Origin of the sequence: Pseudomonas sp. MAG733B (assembly GCF_036884845.1) — a bacterium.
Classification (GTDB): Bacteria; Pseudomonadota; Gammaproteobacteria; order Pseudomonadales; family Pseudomonadaceae; genus Aquipseudomonas.
In genome coordinates this window covers 31,606-48,559 of sequence record NZ_CP145732.1, presented here as the reverse complement: position 1 = coordinate 48,559, position 16,954 = coordinate 31,606, and the positions used below count along the sequence as shown (strand labels likewise).

Annotated in this window: 15 protein-coding genes; 10 read left to right on the top strand and 5 right to left on the bottom strand. The window is 59.0% G+C overall.

Annotated features, from left to right (window positions below; translation table 11 throughout):
- The first annotated feature begins 12 nt into the window (after nucleotides 1–12).
- From V6Z53_RS00205 to fdhA, 5 genes are all read left to right on the top strand, one after another.
- A complete protein-coding gene (locus tag V6Z53_RS00205) occupies nucleotides 13–342 on the top strand; it encodes a sarcosine oxidase subunit delta (RefSeq protein WP_047534309.1) in 330 nt (109 codons plus the stop codon).
- Complete coding sequence (locus V6Z53_RS00200; RefSeq protein ID WP_338583583.1) at nucleotides 339–3,356, top strand: sarcosine oxidase subunit alpha; 3,018 nt, start codon at nucleotides 339–341, stop codon at nucleotides 3,354–3,356. The genes V6Z53_RS00205 and V6Z53_RS00200 overlap by 4 nt, the downstream gene beginning before the upstream one ends.
- Nucleotides 3,357–3,510: 154 nt before the next feature.
- Nucleotides 3,511–4,143: a sarcosine oxidase subunit gamma family protein gene (gene soxG, locus V6Z53_RS00195; RefSeq protein WP_338583582.1), complete on the top strand. Its 633-nt coding sequence runs from the start codon at nucleotides 3,511–3,513 to the stop codon at nucleotides 4,141–4,143.
- A gap of 25 nt (nucleotides 4,144–4,168) precedes the next feature.
- Nucleotides 4,169–5,026, top strand: a complete 858-nt coding sequence (purU, locus tag V6Z53_RS00190) for a formyltetrahydrofolate deformylase (RefSeq protein ID WP_338583581.1) — start codon at nucleotides 4,169–4,171, stop codon at nucleotides 5,024–5,026.
- A gap of 175 nt (nucleotides 5,027–5,201) precedes the next feature.
- Nucleotides 5,202–6,401, top strand: coding sequence for a formaldehyde dehydrogenase, glutathione-independent (gene fdhA, locus V6Z53_RS00185; RefSeq protein ID WP_338583580.1), 1,200 nt, complete (start codon nucleotides 5,202–5,204; stop codon nucleotides 6,399–6,401).
- Nucleotides 6,402–6,461: 60 nt separating this feature from the next.
- Here fdhA and V6Z53_RS00180 read toward each other — a convergent pair whose 3' ends face one another.
- A complete protein-coding gene (locus V6Z53_RS00180) occupies nucleotides 6,462–7,589 on the bottom strand; it encodes an RHS repeat-associated core domain-containing protein (RefSeq protein ID WP_338583579.1) in 1,128 nt (375 codons plus the stop codon).
- Nucleotides 7,590–7,802: 213 nt separating this feature from the next.
- On the opposite strand from V6Z53_RS00180, the gene V6Z53_RS00175 reads away from it, so the two are divergent.
- On the top strand, nucleotides 7,803–8,360 hold the full coding sequence (locus V6Z53_RS00175; RefSeq protein ID WP_338583578.1) for a DUF2780 domain-containing protein: 558 nt from the start codon (nucleotides 7,803–7,805) through the stop codon (nucleotides 8,358–8,360).
- On the opposite strand, the gene V6Z53_RS00170 is transcribed toward V6Z53_RS00175, so the two are convergent.
- Nucleotides 8,361–9,248 carry an acyltransferase gene (locus V6Z53_RS00170; RefSeq protein ID WP_338583577.1) on the bottom strand — a complete coding sequence of 296 codons (888 nt, stop codon included), beginning with the start codon at nucleotides 9,246–9,248 and terminating at the stop codon, nucleotides 8,361–8,363.
- Between the two features lie 165 nt (nucleotides 9,249–9,413).
- Here V6Z53_RS00170 and V6Z53_RS00165 point away from each other — a divergent pair, with 165 nt between their 5' ends.
- Nucleotides 9,414–9,917: an ATP-dependent zinc protease gene (locus V6Z53_RS00165; RefSeq protein ID WP_338583576.1), complete on the top strand. Its 504-nt coding sequence runs from the start codon at nucleotides 9,414–9,416 to the stop codon at nucleotides 9,915–9,917.
- An 8-nt stretch (nucleotides 9,918–9,925) separates the two neighbouring features.
- Here V6Z53_RS00165 and V6Z53_RS00160 read toward each other — a convergent pair whose 3' ends face one another.
- Complete coding sequence (locus tag V6Z53_RS00160) at nucleotides 9,926–10,711, bottom strand: RHS repeat-associated core domain-containing protein (RefSeq protein WP_338583575.1); 786 nt, start codon at nucleotides 10,709–10,711, stop codon at nucleotides 9,926–9,928.
- A gap of 162 nt (nucleotides 10,712–10,873) precedes the next feature.
- Here V6Z53_RS00160 and creB point away from each other — a divergent pair, with 162 nt between their 5' ends.
- The 3 genes from creB (at nucleotide 10,874) to creD (ending at nucleotide 14,512) form a co-directional block, all read left to right on the top strand.
- Nucleotides 10,874–11,554 carry a two-component system response regulator CreB gene (gene creB / locus V6Z53_RS00155; protein WP_338583574.1) on the top strand — a complete coding sequence of 227 codons (681 nt, stop codon included), beginning with the start codon at nucleotides 10,874–10,876 and terminating at the stop codon, nucleotides 11,552–11,554.
- Nucleotides 11,554–12,981: a two-component system sensor histidine kinase CreC gene (gene creC / locus V6Z53_RS00150; RefSeq protein WP_338583573.1), complete on the top strand. Its 1,428-nt coding sequence runs from the start codon at nucleotides 11,554–11,556 to the stop codon at nucleotides 12,979–12,981. The genes creB and creC overlap by 1 nt, the downstream gene beginning before the upstream one ends.
- Nucleotides 12,982–13,141: 160 nt before the next feature.
- The gene (gene creD / locus V6Z53_RS00145) at nucleotides 13,142–14,512 is read left to right on the top strand and encodes a cell envelope integrity protein CreD (RefSeq protein WP_338583572.1); all 1,371 of its coding nucleotides are present in this window, start codon (nucleotides 13,142–13,144) and stop codon (nucleotides 14,510–14,512) included.
- A 181-nt stretch (nucleotides 14,513–14,693) separates the two neighbouring features.
- Here creD and V6Z53_RS00140 read toward each other — a convergent pair whose 3' ends face one another.
- Nucleotides 14,694–15,323 (bottom strand): glutathione S-transferase, encoded by a 630-nt coding sequence (locus tag V6Z53_RS00140; RefSeq protein WP_338583571.1) that lies wholly within the window; start codon nucleotides 15,321–15,323, stop codon nucleotides 14,694–14,696.
- A gap of 174 nt (nucleotides 15,324–15,497) precedes the next feature.
- Nucleotides 15,498–16,790: an MFS transporter gene (locus V6Z53_RS00135; RefSeq protein WP_338583570.1), complete on the bottom strand. Its 1,293-nt coding sequence runs from the start codon at nucleotides 16,788–16,790 to the stop codon at nucleotides 15,498–15,500.
- Between the last annotated feature and the right edge of the window lie 164 nt (nucleotides 16,791–16,954).

The window sequence follows — 16,954 nt, the reverse complement described above, 5'->3', positions numbered from 1 at the left end:
GGAGAAATCCCCATGTTGCATATCTTCTGTCCTCACTGCGGCGAGTTGCGCTCCGAAGAGGAATTCCACGCATCCGGCCAGGCGCACATCCCGCGTCCACTGGATCCGAACAGCTGCACCGACGAGGAGTGGGGCGACTACATGTTCTTCCGCGACAACCCTCGCGGTCTGCACCATGAGCTGTGGATTCACGCCGCCGGTTGCCGTCAGTACTTCAACGCCACCCGCGACACCGTGACCTACGAGATTCTCGAAACCTACAAGATCGGCACCAAGCCACAATTCACCGACAAGACCGATAGCCCGAAAGCGGCCAGCACGGCTCTGGGAGAGAAGGTATGAGCCAGATCAATCGCCTGTCCAACGGCGGACGGATCGACCGCAACAAAGTCTTGAGCTTCACCTTCAACGGCCAGAGCTACAAAGGCTTTGAAGGCGACTCGCTGGCCGCTGCACTGCTGGCCAACGGTGTCGACATCATCGGTCGCAGCTTCAAGTATTCCCGTCCGCGCGGCATCTTCGCCGCCGGCGCTGAAGAGCCGAACGCGGTGCTGCAGATCGGCGCCACCGAAGCCACGCAAATTCCGAACGTACGCGCCACGCAACAAGCGCTGTACCAGGGTTTGGTCGCCACCAGCACCAATGGCTGGCCGAGCGTGAACAACGACATGATGGGGATTCTCGGCAAGGTCGGCGGCAAGCTGATGCCACCGGGTTTCTACTACAAAACCTTCATGTACCCGCAATCGTTCTGGATGACTTACGAGAAGTACATTCGTAAGGCTGCCGGTCTTGGCCGTTCGCCGACCGAGAACGATCCGGACACCTACGACTACATGAACCAGCACTGCGACGTGCTGATCGTCGGCGCCGGCCCTGCTGGCCTGGCCGCTGCACTGGCGGCTGCGCGCAGCGGTGCCCGTGTGATCCTGGCTGACGAGCAGGAAGAGTTCGGCGGCAGCCTGCTCGACTCCCGCGAAAGCCTTGATGGCAAGCCTGCGACCGAGTGGGTCGCCAGCGTTATCGCCGAACTGAAGAACACCCCGGACGTGCTGCTGTTGCCGCGCGCCACGGTCAACGGCTACCACGACCACAACTTCCTGACCATTCACGAGCGCCTCACCGATCACCTCGGCGACCGCGCACCGATTGGCCAGGTACGTCAGCGCATTCACCGCGTTCGCGCCAAGCGTGTGGTTCTGGCGACCGGCACTCACGAGCGTCCACTGGTCTACGGCAACAACGACGTGCCGGGCAACATGCTGGCCGGCGCGGTCTCGACTTACGTGCGCCGTTACGGTGTAGCACCGGGCAAAAAACTGGTGCTGTCGACCAACAACGACCACGCCTACCGCGTTGCCCTGGATTGGCTCGACGCCAGCCTGCAAGTGGTGGCGATCGCCGACGCCCGCAGCAACCCGCGCGGTGCGCTGGTGGAAGAAGCACGCGCTAAAGGCATCCGCATCCTCACCGGCAGCGCCGTGATCGAGGCCCGTGGCAGCAAGCACGTGACGGCTGCACGTGTGGCCGCCATCGATGTGAAAGGCCATAAAGTCACCAGCCCGGGCGAATGGCTCGACTGCGATCTGATCGCCAGTTCCGGTGGTTACAGCCCTGTCGTTCACTTGGCTTCGCACCTGGGTGGCAAGCCGACCTGGCGTGAAGACATCCTCGGTTTCGTGCCGGGTGAAGCACCGCAAAAACGCGTGTGCGTCGGTGGCATCAATGGCGTCTATGGCCTGGGTGATTCCTTGGCAGACGGTTTTGAAGGCGGCGTTCGCGCAGCCAGCGAAGCCGGTTTCGGTCCGGTCGAAGCGACCTTGCCGAAAGCCCTGGCGCGTCTGGAAGAGCCGACTCTGGCGCTGTTCCAGGTGCCGCATGAAAAGAACACCGCACGGGCGCCGAAGCAATTCGTCGACCTGCAAAACGACGTCACCGCCGCCGCCATCGAACTGGCGACCCGCGAAGGCTTCGAGTCGGTCGAGCACGTCAAACGCTACACCGCGCTGGGCTTCGGCACCGATCAGGGCAAGCTCGGCAACGTCAACGGCCTGGCCATCGCCGCCCGTTCGCTGAACGTGACCATCCCGCAGATGGGCACCACCATGTTCCGCCCGAACTACACGCCGGTGACTTTCGGCGCCGTGGCCGGTCGTCACTGTGGGCACATCTTCGAACCTGTGCGTTTCACCGCATTGCATCACTGGCACCTGAAAAACGGCGCCGAGTTCGAAGATGTCGGCCAGTGGAAACGTCCGTGGTACTTCCCGAAATCCGGTGAAGACCTGCATGCCGCCGTGAAGCGCGAATGCAAAGCCGTGCGCGACAGCGTTGGCCTGCTGGACGCTTCGACCCTCGGCAAGATCGACATTCAGGGCCCGGATGCACGCGAGTTCCTCAACCGCATCTACACCAACGCCTGGACCAAGCTCGACGTGGGCAAGGCGCGTTACGGCCTGATGTGCAAAGAAGACGGCATGGTGTTCGACGACGGCGTGACGGCGTGCCTGGCCGACAACCATTTCGTGATGACCACCACCACCGGCGGCGCTGCACGCGTGCTGCAATGGCTGGAAATCTACCAGCAGACCGAATGGCCAGACCTGAAGGTGTACTTCACTTCCGTGACCGACCACTGGGCGACCATGACCCTGTCCGGGCCGAACAGCCGCAAGCTGCTCAGCGAAGTCACCGACATCGACCTGAGCAACGAAGCGTTCCCGTTCATGACCTGGAAAGAAGGTCTGGTCGGCGGCGTACCGGCGCGGGTGTTCCGGATTTCGTTTACCGGTGAACTGTCGTACGAAGTCAACGTGCAAGCCGACTACGCGATGGGCGTACTGGAAAAAATCGTCGACGCCGGCAAGAAGTACAACCTGACCCCGTACGGCACTGAAACCATGCACGTGCTGCGGGCCGAGAAGGGCTTCATCATCGTCGGTCAGGACACTGACGGCTCGATGACCCCGGACGACCTGAACATGGGCTGGTGTGTTGGTCGCACCAAGCCGTTCTCGTGGATCGGTCAGCGCGGCATGAACCGTGAAGACTGCGTGCGTGATCAGCGCAAGCAGCTGGTAGGCCTCAAGCCGATCGACCCGAACAAATGGCTGCCGGAGGGTGCGCAACTGGTGTTCAACACCAAGCAGGCGATCCCGATGACCATGGTCGGCCACGTGACCTCCAGCTACGCCCACAACTCCCTCGGCTATTCGTTTGCCATGGGCGTGGTCAAGGGTGGCCTGAACCGCATGGGCGAACGCGTGTTTGCGCCGCTGGCGGATGGCAGCGTGATCGAGGCGGAGATTGTTTCTTCGGTGTTCTTCGATCCGAAAGGTGATCGCCAGAATATTTGATGAACTCGGATCCTATGGTGTTTGGGCTGCCGCTTTCGCGAGCAAGCCCGCTCCCACAGGGGATCGCGGTCGAATGTGGGAGCGGGCTTGCTCGCGAAGGCGGCAGTTCAGCCACCACAAGGCTAGAACCAACAGAATTCAGGAAAGGTGCTTTATGACCGCAGCCAATGTTTACCAACAACGCCCAACCACCGGGGCCAAGGCCGAGTCGTCGCTGCATCACGCCGACCTCGCCAGCCTGGTCGGCAAGGGTCGCAAGAACGCCGGTGTGACCGTGCGTGAGAAAAAACTCCTCGGCCACCTGACCATTCGTGGCGATGGCCACGATGCCGCGTTTGCCGCCGGCGTGCACAAGGCGCTCGGCATCGAATTGCCGGGTGCACTGACCGTCATCGTCAAAGGCGAAACCAGCCTGCAATGGATGGGGCCGGATGAATGGCTGCTGATCGTGCCGACCGGTGAAGAGTTCGCCGCCGAGCAAAAACTGCGTGAAGCGCTGGGCGACTTGCACATCCAGATCGTCAACGTCAGCGGTGGTCAGCAGATCCTCGAACTGAGCGGCCCGAACGTGCGCCAGTTGCTGATGAAATCCACGAGCTACGACGTGCACCCGAACAGCTTCCCGGTGGGCAAAGCCGTCGGCACGGTGTTTGCCAAATCGCAACTGGTGATCCGCCACACCGGCGAAGACACTTGGGAACTGCTGATCCGTCGCAGCTTCTCGGATTACTGGTGGTTGTGGCTGCAGGATGCGGCCGCTGAATTCGGCCTCAGCGTTCAGGCCTAATGATCGTTAAAGGAGTCACCGCACTATGAGCCGCGCCCCAGACACATGGATCTTGACCGCCGACTGCCCCAGCGTGCTCGGCACGGTGGACGCGGTGACCCGCTTTCTGTTCGAGCAGGGCTGCTACGTCACCGAACACCACTCGTTTGATGACCGGCTCTCGGGTCGTTTCTTCATTCGCGTGGAATTTCGCCAACCGGATGGCTTCGACGAGCAGTCGTTTCGCGCCGGTTTGCAGGAGCGCGGCGAATCGTTCGGCATGATCTTCGAACTGACCCCGCCGCACTATCGACCGAAAGTGGTGATCATGGTCTCCAAGGCCGATCACTGCCTCAACGATTTGCTTTACCGCCAGCGCATCGGCCAATTGTCGATGGACGTGGCCGCCGTGGTCTCAAACCACCCGGACCTCAAGCCGCTGGCCGACTGGCACCAGATTCCGTACTACCACTTCCCGCTCGACCCGAACGACAAGCCGTCGCAAGAGCGTCAGGTGTTGCAGGTGATCGAGGAAGCCGGTGCTGAACTGGTGATTCTTGCCCGCTACATGCAGGTCTTGTCGCCGGAGCTGTGCCGCAAACTCGATGGCAAGGCGATCAACATTCACCACTCGTTGTTGCCGGGTTTCAAGGGTGCCAAGCCTTATCACCAGGCTTACAACAAGGGCGTGAAACTGGTCGGCGCGACGGCGCATTACATCAACAACGACCTCGATGAAGGGCCGATCATTGCCCAGGGCGTCGAGGTGGTGGATCACAGTCATTATCCGGAAGACCTGATTGCCAAGGGGCGCGACATTGAAGGCCTGACCTTGGCGCGGGCGGTTGGGTATCACATTGAGCGCCGTGTGTTCCTTAACGCGAACAGAACGGTCGTTCTCTAGATTGCCTTCGCGAGCAAGCCCGCTCCCACAGGGAAACGCGCTCAAATGTGGGAGCGGGCTTGCTCGCGAAGAGGCCATAACAGACAACACAAGACACACAGGCAATAACCCGAGCACTTAACGCGCTGCCTGCCTGGGCAACGCGGTTCCATAAAAACAACAGCGAGGTGAAAGCATGTCTGGCAATCGTGGTGTGGTGTATCTCGGCGCTGGCAAGGTCGAAGTACAGAAAATCGACTATCCGAAAATGCAGGACCCGCGCGGCAGGAAGATCGAGCACGCCGTCATCCTGCGTGTGGTCTCCACCAACATCTGTGGTTCCGACCAGCACATGGTGCGCGGTCGTACCACCGCTCAAACCGGTCTGGTCCTGGGTCACGAAATCACCGGTGAAGTCATCGAGAAGGGCCGTGACGTCGAAAACCTGCAAATCGGCGATCTGGTGTCTGTTCCGTTCAACGTGGCTTGCGGACGCTGCCGTTCCTGCAAGGAAATGCACACCGGCGTGTGCCTGAGCGTTAACCCGGCACGTCCGGGCGGTGCCTACGGTTACGTCGACATGGGCGACTGGACGGGCGGCCAGGCTGAATACGCGCTGGTGCCGTACGCCGACTTCAACTTGCTGAAACTGCCAGATCGCGATCGCGCCATGGAAAAAATCCGTGACCTGACCTGCCTCTCCGACATCCTGCCAACCGGCTACCACGGTGCCGTGACCGCCGGCGTCGGCCCGGGCAGCACCGTTTACATCGCAGGTGCCGGCCCGGTCGGTCTGGCGGCTGCCGCTTCCGCTCGCCTGCTGGGCGCTGCGGTGGTGATCGTCGGTGACGTCAACACCGTCCGCCTGGCTCACGCCAAGGCCCAGGGTTTCGAAATCGCCGACTTGTCCCTCGACACCCCGCTGCACGAGCAAATCGCCGCGCTGCTGGGCGAACCGGAAGTGGATTGCGCCGTCGACGCCGTCGGCTTCGAAGCCCGCGGCCACGGCCATGACGGCGTCAAACACGAAGCCCCGGCCACCGTACTCAACTCGCTAATGGGCGTGGTGCGTGTGGCAGGCAAGATCGGCATCCCGGGTCTCTACGTGACTGAAGATCCGGGCGCCGTCGACGCTGCCGCGAAAATGGGCAGCCTGAGCATCCGCTTCGGCCTCGGCTGGGCCAAATCCCACAGCTTCCACACCGGCCAGACCCCGGTCATGAAGTACAACCGCCAGCTGATGCAGGCGATCATGTGGGACCGTATCAACATCGCCGAAGTAGTGGGCGTGCAGGTCATCAGTCTGGATCAGGCGCCTGAGGGATATGGCGAGTTCGATGCAGGCGTGCCGAAGAAGTTTGTGATTGATCCGCATAAGTTGTTTAGTGCGGCGTAAGCGTTGACGCAAAACAAAACGGCGACCTTCGGTCGCCGTTTTGTTGCATTGTTTTTTCGGTTATTTTTTTCTGAGTTGAGACATTTTTTTATTAAAAAATTTTTCGCGCAAGTCATCTAGGGGAGTTAGGAACTTTCCTCGTGCGTATATTCCAGTGTTCGCGCCGATGTTGCGGCTAATGCGTTGACCTGCGAATTGGATGGCGATGTGTTCGTTTGCCGACGTAGGGTATCCAGTGGGTGAAGTTTGCATTGCCGCCGTCATTTCTTTATTAGGCATACCTACGGTTGAGCCGACCCAACTACCGATATCTTCAATGGACCTTCCAGTGGGTAGCCTATCTGTATACCGAGCTGAGAAGTAAGATTCCGACCGAGTACTTCCTGGGGGTGGGTGATGAGGAGACGGTGCGAAAGAAGTGTCGACGCTGCTATACGATTGAATACTTGCGTAGCCAGAAGAAGGCTGGCCTGAGGAACTTTCTGCTCTGGCGCTTGAGTAAATCGAAGAGGATGTCGTCTTGGGTGGCGCCGTGGGCATTTTTGCCGCGAATAGAGTTTTATCCATCTGCTTAGTCTTTTCATATGCCAGATCGGCTCGTGCCATACGCGGTGTTCTGAGTTTCAATAAATTCAAGAGACCTTTAAAAAGGTTGCCGAAATGTCCGCTCTGATCGCTCCAATTTACCGGATCCCCCAAACAATAGGCATAAGTATTCAGCCCGCCCCTCCCAAACGGACTCCAACTGTCCGGACTGTTAAACCGCATTAATACTGGGTTAAACGCCCGATAACCATTCCCCAACAAATAACACCCCGTCACTGGATCCGCCCGTTCGCCGTTGAATCCGAGCAGGCTGAGCAATCCGTTTTCCGCTGGGCGATGACCATAGGGCGTGTAGGCAATGGGATGCGGCCGTGTGACGTCGAGTACGTTCAGCGCCGAACGCTGTTGATCGGTGGCAAGCAAGTGCGCTTCCACTGCGCCGTTCTGGCGCAATTGCTGTGCCAGCAGTTGATCATCGTGCTGCATGATCGAACGCTGCACCGTACCTTGTATTTCTGTGGCCAGACGATCTTTCAGGTAAAAGCGCCGGATTGGGGGCTGCGTCGAGGGAGTCGAATCAATCAGTTGGTCCCGAGCGTCGTAGTGATAGCGTGAGAGGAACGTTTCGCGATCAGGCAGCATGGTCGTGTTCCTGAATGAATTCATCAATCCAGGGTTCTACTGTGGAGCAATCCACCAGGGCTGCCTACTAGCAGATCTGATAGTGTCGCCTTCTTCCGGACCGCTTTATGACGAGCGGGTGGGGACCTGAGGAACATGCCCGCGTCGACCCGGTCAAATCGGCAGCTTTGCGCCCTCAATCGGGCGTTTTTCATGATGCAAGAGGATGTCTGAATGAAGATTTCACGCGGTTTTGCACTGGCATCACTCATGACTCTGGCCGCCAGCCCGGTCTTTGCTCAGTTCAGCCTGGGCGATGCGGCCAATGCCATTGCCGGCATGAAGGGTGGCAACGCGGCGACCGACGCAGCGCCCACCTCGGAAACAGCGGACCTGTTGGGCGCACTCAGTCAATTGAACGTAACGCCGCAACAAGCCGTCGGCGGCACTGGCGCGATGCTGGGGTTGGCGAAGAATCAGTTGAGCTCGACCGACTATTCGGAACTGGCCAAAAGCGTGCCGGGCATCGACAAGCTGTCGGGCGGCGGCGAGTTGGGCGCACTGGCCGGTTTGCTCGGTTCCAGCGGCAAGGCCGCCGGGCTGGATAATGCCCTGGGCAATGTCAAGGACACCAATGACCTGAACAACGCCTTCAGCGCCTTGGGCATGGACAGCGGCATGATCGGCCAGTTTGCCCCGGTGATCCTGCAATACCTCGGTCAGCAAGGCGTTGGCGGTTCGCTGCTGCAAAGCCTGGGCGGAATCTGGGGCACTGGCGTTACTGGTAGCTGATCAGCGGCTTTCGGCGCGCAAGGCGTCGATGCGTTGGTCCTTCTCGGTCCAGAGCTGGTTGACCCAGTCCTGGACCGTTTCACGAAACTGCGGGTCGTTTTCGTAATCGCCTTGCCACAGCGCCGGGTCGAGGTCGCGGGTCTTGATGTCGATGATCACCCTCGGCACGTTGCCGCTGATCAAATCCCAGAATCCCGGGATTGCCTGCTGCGGGTAAACCACAGTCACGTCGAGAATCGCATCCAGCTGTTCGCCCATCGCCGCCAGCACAAACGCCACACCGCCAGCCTTTGGCCTGAGCAGGTGAGTGAACGGTGATTGCTGCTGAGCGCTTTTGGCGGCGGTAAAACGCGTGCCTTCCAGATAGTTAACGACCGTCACCGGCTGCCGCTTGAACAGCTCGCAAGCCTGTTTTGTGATCTCCAGATCCTTCCCGGCCAACTCCGGATGCTTCGCCAGGAACGCCTTGCTGTAGCGCTTCATGAACGGGTAATCCAGCGCCCACCATGCCAGGCCCAGGAACGGCACCCAGATCAGTTCTTTCTTGAGGAAGAATTTGAAGAACGGCGTGCGTCGGTTCAGCGTCTGGATCAATGCCGGGATATCAACCCAGGATTGGTGGTTGCTGATCACCAGATACGACGTGTCGCGCCTCAGATCGTCGCCACCGCGAATGTCCCATTGGGTGGGGATGCAGAAGCGGAAAATCAGCTTGTCGATTTCCGACCAGGTCTCGGCGATCCACATCACCGCCGTGGAGGCGTAATCGCGAAAGCGCCCGGACAGGACCAGTTTGAGCAGGGCAAACACCATCAACGGTCCGATCAGAACCAGGGTGTTGAGCAACAGCAGCAGGATAACGAAACAGCCGGTGAGCAGGCGGCGCATAGGCAACTCTTGAAAGCGTTTGGGCGCGCCATGATAAGCAGCTTCGGGCGGCAGGCCAAATCGGTGCTGACGAATGTTTCACCTGCGTGCCGCTAACCTCGTGGGAACGATCATGCGAACAACGGTCTAAAATCCCGCTGCTCACTTCTCATGGAAGCCCATTACGTGAAATCCCTTCTTGCACTGCTTTCCCTCATCGCCCTGCCGGTCATGGCCGCCGAACCGACCCTGTACGGCCGTTACGAATACATCGCGCTGCCGGAAATCGGCGGTGAAGTGCTCAAGGCCAAAATGGACACTGGCGCACTGACGGCGTCGCTGTCGGCGAAGGACATCGAAACCTTCACCCGCGACGGCGAAGACTGGGTACGTTTCCGCCTAGCCACCAAGGACGCGAGCAACAAGGTCTATGAGCACAAGATCGCGCGAATCAGCAAGATCAAGACCCGCTCCGAAGAAGACGAAGATGAAGACACCGCCGCGCCCACCAAACGTCCAGTGGTCGATCTGGAGTTGTGCCTGGGCAATGTGAAGCGCACGGTCGAGGTCAATTTGACTGACCGTAGCAGCTTTAATTATCCACTGCTGATTGGAGCCAAGGCGTTGCGTGAGTTTGGCGCGGCGGTGAATCCGGCGAGAAGGTTTACGGCGGACAAGCCGCATTGTTGATAGGTATTTCAACGCTGCAGTTGATTGATGCGAACTGCCTCTAGGAGTTTGTTTGTGCTGTTTATGTTAGGGAAAACCAGATTAGCCTTTTCTTTATCGTTAGTGAAAAGGCTAGCGTGAATGTTGACCCCGCGATCAGTGAGTTTTTTGGTAGTAACAGGTGTCAATGGGAAACGGGCAACATAATATTCATTATAGTTAAGTCTAAAAACTGCTTTGTTGCTCCTGTCGATGTAAAAAGGTGTTGGGGGTTGGTCAGTTGTTTGTGTGTCGATCTTTTGTGTTGTGGGACCTATGGCTGGTTTTGCGGCGTTGTATTGTTCTTGGCGCATTGAGTTGTGTTGCTCTGCTTTCGGCTTTGATTCTATGTCAGTAATTCTAGATACTTCATTTTTCGTCTGTGGAAGCTTTGGCTTCCTACCGAATAACTGACTGAGAAACTTTGTAATCCACCAAACATGCCCTGTCGCATCTGCCCGGTTTCTCGGATCCCCATCGCAATACCCATACGCATTCAACCCACCGTCCCCGAATGGACTCCAACTATCCGGGCTATTAAACCGCATCAACACTGGATTGAACTGCCGATACCCGTTCCCCAAATGATAATGCCCTGTCATCGGGTCAGGCAGTTCACCGTTGAAACCAAGCAGGCTGAGCAAGCCGTTTTCGGCTGGGCGATGACCATAGGGTGTGTAGGCGATGGGATGAGGCCGAGTCGCGACCAAAGCGCTCAGTACCGAGTGCTGATGATCGGTTGCCAACAGGATCGTTCTGCGCGAGTTCGTAGACATTGACCAATCTCCGTATCAGTTCCGAAAGGGCGGCTTAACAGCATCAACCTGTTTTCAGCCATTGCCTACTATCAGAACTGCTAGGTCCTACAGACCCAACCGGATTGACGCCGATTCCTCCTTGAGTCACCGTTCGCCCACTCAACCCCACGCCCGGACGCCATGCCTCATATCCTGATTGTCGAAGACGAAGCGGCGATTGCCGACACCCTGATTTTTGCCTTGCAGGGCGAGGGCTTTACGACCACGTGGCTGACCCTGGGTGCGGCGGCGCTGGAGCATCAGCGGCGGACGCCGGCGGATCTGATCATCCTCGACATCGGCCTGCCGGACATCAGTGGCTTCGAAACCTGTAAGCAATTGAGGCGCTTCAGCGAAGTGCCGGTGATGTTTCTCAGTGCTCGGGATGGTGAAATCGATCGTGTGGTGGGCCTGGAGATCGGTGCCGATGACTACGTGGTCAAGCCGTTTAGCCCCCGTGAAGTGGCGGCGCGGGTTCGGGCGATTCTCAAGCGTGCGGTACCGAAAAACCTGGCAGAAACTGCGCCGACACTGTTTCGCGTCGACAACGAGCGCGTGCAAATCACCTATCGCGGCCAGGCCTTGAGCCTGACCCGCCACGAATTCCGCTTGCTGCAATGTCTGCTCGAACAACCCGAACGCGTATTCAGCCGCGAGCAATTGCTCGATGCGTTGGGCGTGGCCGCCGATGCCGGCTACGAGCGCAGCATCGACAGCCACATCAAGAGCGTGCGCGCGAAGTTGCGGTTGGTGAAGGCTGACGCCGAGCCGATCCAGACCCATCGCGGGCTCGGCTACAGCTACAGCCCGGGACACAGCTGATGCCGTTGGGGATCCGGATTTTCCTGGTCTACGTGCTGTTCATCGGCCTGACCGGCTATTTCGTGCTCAACACGGTGATGGAAGAAATCCGCCCCGGCGTGCGCCAGTCCACCGAAGAAACCCTGGTCGACACCGCCAATCTGATGGCGGAAATCCTGCGCGATGACTTCAAGGCTGGAACCCTCAACCAGAATCGTTGGCCGGATTTGCTCAAGGCCTACGGAGAGCGACAACCGGCGGCGAACATCTGGGGCTTGCCGAAGAATCAGGTCAATCACCGCATCTACGTCACTGACGCCAAAGGCACCGTGGTACTGGATTCCAGCGGTGTGGCGGTGGGTCAGGATTACTCACGCTGGAACGACGTTTATCTGACCCTGCGCGGCGAATATGGCGCCCGCTCGACTCGCAGCGATCCCAATGATGCGACGTCTTCAGTGATGCACGTCGGCGCGCCGATTCGCGACAACGGGCGGATCATCGGCGTGGTCACCGTGGCCAAACCCAACAGCTCGTTGCAGCCTTATGTGGATCGCACCGAACGCCGATTGCTCGCTTATGGCGCCGGGCTGATCGGCCTCGGCTTGCTGTTTGGCGCGCTGTTGTCGTGGTGGTTGAGTCGGGCACTTCGACGGTTGACCGCTTATGCCCAGGCTGTGAGCGAAGGCCGTCGGGTCGAGGTGCCGCATTATCGCGGCGGCGAGCTGGAGCAATTGGCGACGGCGGTGGAACAGATGCGCACGCAACTCGAAGGCAAGGCCTACGTCGAGCGTTACGTGCACACCTTGACCCACGAACTGAAAAGTCCGTTGGCGGCGATTCGCGGTGCGGCGGAGTTGCTGCAAAGCGAGATGCCGTTGGCCCAACGGCAGCGGTTTGTCGGCAATATCGACAGCGAAAGTGCGCGCATGCAACAGTTGATCGAGCGGCTGTTGAATCTGGCGCAGGTCGAACAGCGCCAAGGACTGGAGGAGCGCGTGGCGGTGCCATTGGCGGCATTGGTGGATGTGCTGTTGAACGCGCAATCAGCGCGGATCGAAGGCAAACAGTTGCGCGTAGAGCAAGCCATTCCGTCGGACCTGGCGCTGATCGGAGAGCCGTTTCTGCTGCGTCAGGCGCTGGGCAATCTGTTGGAAAACTCGCTGGATTTCACTCCGGCTCAAGGTGTGTTGCGATTCACTGCCATACAGATCGGTGAGCAGATCGAGTTCAAACTGTTCAACCAGGCCGAGCCCATTCCCGACTATGCGCTGCCGCGTTTGAGCGAGCGTTTCTACTCATTGCCGCGCCCCGACAGTGGACGCAAGAGCACCGGGCTTGGGCTCAACTTTGTCGAGGAAGTGGTCAAGTTGCATGGTGGGGCGATGAGCATTGGCAATGTCGATGGCGGTGTGCAGGTCAGTTTGCATTTGCCTTCAATACGCTAAAGATCGAAGCCTTCGGCAGCTCCTACTGGGATCGATGTACTCCTGTCGGAGCTGCCGAAGGCTGCGATCCTTTCCGAACTCCACAAACTCTCCACATTCCCCACACAAATCCCTCACACAGCCCAATCAGACTTTTCCCATCCAAAACAGGGAGAGTCCCATGAACCGCAGCCTTACCCTAAAACTCGGGGCGATCGCCCTGCTGACTCTGTTGTTGCTGATCCCGCTGCTGATGATCAACGGCGTGATCCAGGACCGTCAGCAACTGCGCGACGGCGTGCTCGAAGACATCGCCCGTAGCTCCAGTTACAGCCAACAATTGAGCGGGCCGCTGATGGTGGTGCCGTATCGCAAAGTCGTGCGCACCTGGAAGATCCACGAAAAAACCAACGAGCGCTATCAAGAGATCGGCGAAGAGCGCGGGCGTTTGTATTTTCTGCCGGAGCGCTTCGAATTGGACGGTGCGGTGCAGACTGAGCTGCGCTCCCGGGGCATTTATCAGGCGCGGCTGTTTCATGCCGACAACCGCATCAGCGGGCATTTTTCGTTACCCGTACAACTGGGCATCAAGGAAGACTTCGCTGATTATCAGTTCGACCAGCCGTTTCTCGCCGTCGGCATCAGCGACATTCGCGGCATCGAAAACGCGTTGAAGCTAGAGCTCAATGACCAGAGTCTGGACTTCATCCCCGGCAGTCAGGTCGGCTGGCTGGGCGAGGGCGTCCACGTGACGCTGCCGGCCCTGGACACCCAGCAAGCTACGGAACTGGCCTTCGGTTTCGACCTGAAACTGCAAGGCACCGGCCAGTTGCAGATACTGCCGGTGGGCAAGACCAGCAAGGTCTCGCTGACCGCCAACTGGCCGCATCCCAGCTTCATTGGCAACTATCTGCCGGCTCAGCGCGAAATCACCGATCAGGGCTTCACCGCCAATTGGCAGACTTCGTTTTTCTCCACCAACCTGCAAGAAACCCTGAACAGCTGCGTGTCTCGCGGCGGTTGTGAAGCACTGTTCAGCCGCAGCTTCGGTGTGAGCTTCATTGACCCAGTGGACCAGTACCTGAAGAGCGACCGGGCGATCAAATACGCACTGCTGTTTATCGTCCTGACCTTCGCCGGTTTCTTCCTCTTCGAAGTGCTGAAAAGCCTCGCAGTACACCCGGTGCAATATGCGTTGGTGGGCGTTGCCCTGGCGTTTTTCTACCTGTTGTTGCTGTCGTTGTCCGAGCACATTGGCTTTGCTCTGGCCTATCTATTGTCGGCCAGTGGTTGCGTGTTGTTGATCGGGTTTTACGTCTGCCACGTGCTGCGCAGCGTGCGGCATGGCTTGAGTTTTTCTGCGGGATTGGCAGCGTTATATGGACTGCTTTATGGCTTGTTGAGTGCCGAGGATTACGCGTTGTTGATGGGGTCGTTGTTGCTGTTCGGGTTGTTGGGCGTGTTCATGGTGCTGACGCGGAAGCTGGATTGGTATGGGGTTGGGCAAAAAGCGGGGAAACCGTTGGACTTCGATATCGGTGCGGTGAAATGAGCCGGTCGCTGGGATTGCGCGAAGACCAGCGGGAGGGAAGGGTGTTGGCGACGCTGATTGCCAGGTTGTTTCCGTTAGATCCGTTGTGGTGCCATCGCGAGCAGGCTCGTTCCCACATGAAATCGCAGTCAAAAGTGGGAGTGAGCCTGCTCGCGATGAGGCCGGAACAATCAGCGAAAATTTAAACCTTCGGCATCGTCGCAATCATCGAGGGCCGCTGACTCACCTCGAAATACCACGCCGCCAATTGCGGGTTCGCCGTGCGCCAGTCCAGATCAGGATGGCGCAAGTCCACGTAACCCAAGGCACACGCCACGCTGATCGCCGCCACGTCGAAGTGGCTGGTCAGCTCGGCGATGGCGTCTTTTTCCAGCAGCGCCAGGGCGCGGCGGATCTTGTCGCGTTGGCCGTCGAGGTACGCGTCCCAGTGTTTTTCCGGCGCGCGCAAAGCGACTTCGTAACGCACCAGCACGGCGGCGTCCATGATCCCGTCGGCCAGCGAGGCCAGGGTCAGGCGGCGCCAGCGGGCGGAGCCTTCGCGGGGGATCAGCGGGTTGCCGACGTGCTGGTGGTCGAGGTAGTCGAGGATCACCCGGCTGTCGTGGATGACGTTGCCGTCGGCCAGGCGCAGGGCGGGGATTTTGCTCAGGGGGTTGTCATCGATCAGCGCCAGGTCCGGATCGACCGGGGTGAGCACGCAGTTCTGCAGGGCAACACGGTTCTGCTGACCGGTTTCGTGCAGCAGCACCATGACTTTACGGACGAAGGGTGAAAGGGGGTTGTGGTACAGGGTCATGCTCGGGGCGGACATGGCAACGACTCGGTCGGTGGTGGTGTCGGGCAGCATAGCGCGTTGAACCGATAGCTCAAGATCACAAACACCCCTGTAGGAGTGAGCCTGCTCGCGATGGCGGCCTGACATTCAGCGCAGCGTTGGCTGACAGACCGCTATCGCGAGCAGGCTCGCTCCTACAGGATTTTTGGATTAGCTGGCTGGAACAGCAGCTTGAAGATTCGGGGCGGCCTGTTGAGGTTTCAGCTCACGGGCAACCGTCCAGACGATGAACGCGGCGATGATGTCGAAAATCGCCAGCACCACGAACAGCGGGCTATAGCCGATCGTGGTCACCATCACGCCAAACACCAAGGTAAACGCGGCAGCGCCGAGGTAGCCGAACATCCCGCCCATGCCAGTGGCGGTGGCCACTTCGTTCTTGCCGAACGAGTCCGAAGTGATCGCATATAGCGCACCGGACAAGGTCTGGTGAGCGAAGCCGCCGATGCACAGCAGCGCAATCGCCGTGTACGGGCTGGCGACCAGACCTATGCACGCCGGGCCGATCATGCATGAAGCACCGAACAGCAAGACCATTTTGCGCGAGGTGAACAGCGACACTTTGCAGTATTTGTGGAAGAACGGGCTGAGGTAACCGCCGAGTACGCAGCCTAGGTCGGCGGCGAGGAACGGCAGCCAGGCGAACATCGCGATCTCTTTGATGTTCATGTGCCGTTCGGTCATCAGGTACAGCGGAATCCACGCGTTGAAGGTCTGCCAGGCCGGCTCGGAGAGAATCCGGGCGCTGGCGATGGCGTAGAAGTTGCGGCTGCCGATGATTTTCTTCCAGCTGCCTTTCTTGGTGCCCGGGTCTTTGAAGTGATCTTCCTGACCGCTGAGGATGTACTCGCGCTCTTCGTCACCCAGCAGTTTCTGATTGCGCGGGTGTTTGTAGAGCACCATCCACAAAAACGTCCAGGCCACACCGAGGCCGCCGACGATCAGGAAGGCCAGCTCCCAGCCGCTGTGCAAAATCGCCCAGACCACCAGCGGCGGCGCCAGCACCGCGCCAATCGACGAGCCGATGTTGAACCAGCCGATCGCCACCGAGCGCTCTTTGGCCGGGAACCATTCAGTGGAAGTCTTGACCGCCGCCGGCAAGCCCGCCGCTTCGGTCAGGCCGAGCAGGCCACGGAAAAACGCCAGTCCTTGCCAGCCGCTCGCAAATGCAGCGAGTGCGCAGGCAATCGACCAGGCGAAGGCGAAAATGGCGAAACCCATTTTGGTGCCGATGGCATCGATGATGTATCCCGCCACCGGTTGCATCAGCGCATAGCACACCTGCCAGGCGACGACGATGTGCGAGTACTGCTCGGTGGTGATGTTCATTTCGCTCATCAGGGTCGGAGCGGCCACTGAGAGGGTATTGCGTGCCAGGTAGTTGACCATCAGGCCGGCCGTCACCAGACCGACCATCCACCAGCGGATGCCTTTGACTTTCATCACTTCACCGTCTTTTTTCTTGGATTTATTTTTGGTGCTGCAGTTGTTGTAGGTTGTCGTACAACATGCGTCTTTATAGGAGTGCAAGGGGGAAAGTGTCAACAGATATGTCAGAGATTTTGCGCGGTGGGGCGACGGGCGGAGCAGGTGTCATCGTATGACTG

Coding starts and splice junctions, on each gene's coding strand:
- V6Z53_RS00180 (WP_338583579.1), bottom strand. CDS start 7,589: ATGCTGCCTGATCGCGAAACGTTCCTCTCACGCTATCACTACGACGCT.
- V6Z53_RS00160 (WP_338583575.1), bottom strand. CDS start 10,711: ATGTCTACGAACTCGCGCAGAACGATCCTGTTGGCAACCGATCATCAG.
- V6Z53_RS00200 (WP_338583583.1), top strand. CDS start 339: ATGAGCCAGATCAATCGCCTGTCCAACGGCGGACGGATCGACCGCAAC.
- V6Z53_RS00175 (WP_338583578.1), top strand. CDS start 7,803: ATGAAGATTTCACGCGGTTTTGCACTGGCATCACTCATGACTCTGGCC.
- purU (WP_338583581.1), top strand. CDS start 4,169: ATGAGCCGCGCCCCAGACACATGGATCTTGACCGCCGACTGCCCCAGC.
- V6Z53_RS00140 (WP_338583571.1), bottom strand. CDS start 15,323: ATGTCCGCCCCGAGCATGACCCTGTACCACAACCCCCTTTCACCCTTC.
- creB (WP_338583574.1), top strand. CDS start 10,874: ATGCCTCATATCCTGATTGTCGAAGACGAAGCGGCGATTGCCGACACC.
- V6Z53_RS00205 (WP_047534309.1), top strand. CDS start 13: ATGTTGCATATCTTCTGTCCTCACTGCGGCGAGTTGCGCTCCGAAGAG.
- fdhA (WP_338583580.1), top strand. CDS start 5,202: ATGTCTGGCAATCGTGGTGTGGTGTATCTCGGCGCTGGCAAGGTCGAA.
- V6Z53_RS00135 (WP_338583570.1), bottom strand. CDS start 16,790: ATGAAAGTCAAAGGCATCCGCTGGTGGATGGTCGGTCTGGTGACGGCC.
- soxG (WP_338583582.1), top strand. CDS start 3,511: ATGACCGCAGCCAATGTTTACCAACAACGCCCAACCACCGGGGCCAAG.
- creC (WP_338583573.1), top strand. CDS start 11,554: ATGCCGTTGGGGATCCGGATTTTCCTGGTCTACGTGCTGTTCATCGGC.
- creD (WP_338583572.1), top strand. CDS start 13,142: ATGAACCGCAGCCTTACCCTAAAACTCGGGGCGATCGCCCTGCTGACT.
- V6Z53_RS00170 (WP_338583577.1), bottom strand. CDS start 9,248: ATGCGCCGCCTGCTCACCGGCTGTTTCGTTATCCTGCTGCTGTTGCTC.